This window comes from Allobosea sp. NPDC055594 (assembly GCF_053618995.1).
Map to the genome: position 1 here is coordinate 1 of NZ_JBSHIO010000047.1, position 2,090 is coordinate 2,090.

Here is a 2,090-nt window from a genome sequence, read left to right on the forward strand (position 1 = left end):
GGACGACGAGGAGGGTCGGGCACGCTGTTGGGTGTCTGAAGGCACGGGCGAAAGCCCGGGTTGTCTTCGGTCGCCGGCCCCAGTGCACTCTGCCGTTAGGCGGGGGTGATGGGTGGCTGGTCGTTGTTTGAGAACTGCACAGTGGACGCGAGCATCTGTGGCCAAGTTTTTAAGGGCGCACGGTGGATGCCTTGGCACCAGGAACCGATGAAGGACGTGGGAGGCCACGATAGGCCCCGGGGAGCTGTCAACCGAGCTTTGATCCGGGGGTTTCCGAATGGGGAAACCCGGCAGTCGTCATGGGCTGTCACCCGCTGCTGAACTCATAGGCAGTGTGGAGGGAACGCGGGGAAGTGAAACATCTCAGTACCCGCAGGAAGAGAAAACAACCGTGATTCCGGGAGTAGTGGCGAGCGAAACTGGATGAGGCTAAACCGTATGTGTGTGAGACCCGGCAGGGGTTGCGCATGCGGGGTTGTGGGATCTCTCTTCCACGGTCTGCCGGCCGTGAGACGAGTCAGAAACCGTTGATGTAGGCGAAGGACATGCGAAAGGTCCGGCGTAGAGGGTAAGACCCCCGTAGTCGAAACATCAACGGCTCGTTTGAGAGACACCCAAGTAGCACGGGGCCCGAGAAATCCCGTGTGAATCTGGCGGGACCACCCGCTAAGCCTAAATATTCCCTGGTGACCGATAGCGGATAGTACCGTGAGGGAATGGTGAAAAGTACCGCGGGAGCGGAGTGAAATAGTACCTGAAACCGTGTGCCTACAAGCCGTGGGAGCGTCGCTGGCAGCACTTGTGCTGTCAGTCGTGACTGCGTGCCTTTTGAAGAATGAGCCTGCGAGTTAGCGGTGTGTAGCGAGGTTAACCCGTGTGGGGAAGCCGTAGCGAAAGCGAGTCCGAAGAGGGCGTTTGAGTTGCACGCTCTAGACCCGAAGCGGAGTGATCTAGCCATGGGCAGGTTGAAGCGGCTGTAAGAGGTCGTGGAGGACCGAACCCACCAGGGTTGAAAACCTGGGGGATGACCTGTGGTTAGGGGTGAAAGGCCAATCAAACTCCGTGATAGCTGGTTCTCCCCGAAATGCATTTAGGTGCAGCGTCGTGTGTTTCTTGCCGGAGGTAGAGCACTGGATAGGCGATGGGCCCTACCGGGTTACTGACCTTAGCCAAACTCCGAATGCCGGTAAGTGAGAGCGCGGCAGTGAGACTGTGGGGGATAAGCTCCATGGTCGAGAGGGAAACAGCCCAGAGCATCGACTAAGGCCCCTAAGCGTACGCTAAGTGGGAAAGGATGTGGAGTCGCAGAGACAACCAGGAGGTTGGCTTAGAAGCAGCCACCCTTGAAAGAGTGCGTAATAGCTCACTGGTCGAGTGATTCCGCGCCGACAATGTAGCGGGGCTCAAGCGTACCGCCGAAGTCGTGTCATTGCAGCATGAGGGCCAACGCCCGCTGTGATGGGTAGGGGAGCGTCGTGTGCCGGGTGAAGCAGCCGTGGAAACGAGTTGTGGACGGTTCACGAGTGAGAATGCAGGCATGAGTAGCGATTCACACGTGAGAAACGTGTGCGCCGATTGACTAAGGGTTCCTGGGTCAAGCTGATCTGCCCAGGGTAAGTCGGGACCTAAGGCGAGGCCGACAGGCGTAGTCGATGGACAACCGGTTGATATTCCGGTACCCGCTGTGAAGCGTCAAACATTGAATCCAGTGATGCTAAGCCCGTGAAGCCGTTCCGGACCCTTCGGGGAATGGAAAGTGGTGGAGCCGGTGGCCCGAGCTGGTAGTAGGTAAGCGATGGGGTGACGCAGGAAGGTAGTCCAGCCCGGGCGGTGGTTGTCCCGGGGTAAGGGTGTAGGACGTCAGGTAGGTAAATCCGCCTGGCAATAGTCTGAGACCTGATGCCGAGCCGATTGTGGTGAAGTGGATGATCCTATGCTGTCGAGAAAAGCCTCTAGCGAGTTTCATGGCGGCCCGTACCCTAAACCGACTCAGGTGGTCAGGTAGAGAATACCGAGGCGTTCGGGTGAACTATGGTTAAGGAACTCGGCAAAATGCCCCCGTAACTTCGGGAGAAGGGGGGCCATGTCTG

The 2,090-nt window shown here is 58.1% G+C and carries 1 rRNA gene; it reads left to right on the top strand.

Annotated features, from left to right (window positions below):
* Positions 1-159: 159 nt before the first annotated feature.
* Positions 160-2,090, top strand: a 23S ribosomal RNA gene (locus ACWGRX_RS26870); the annotation flags it as partial.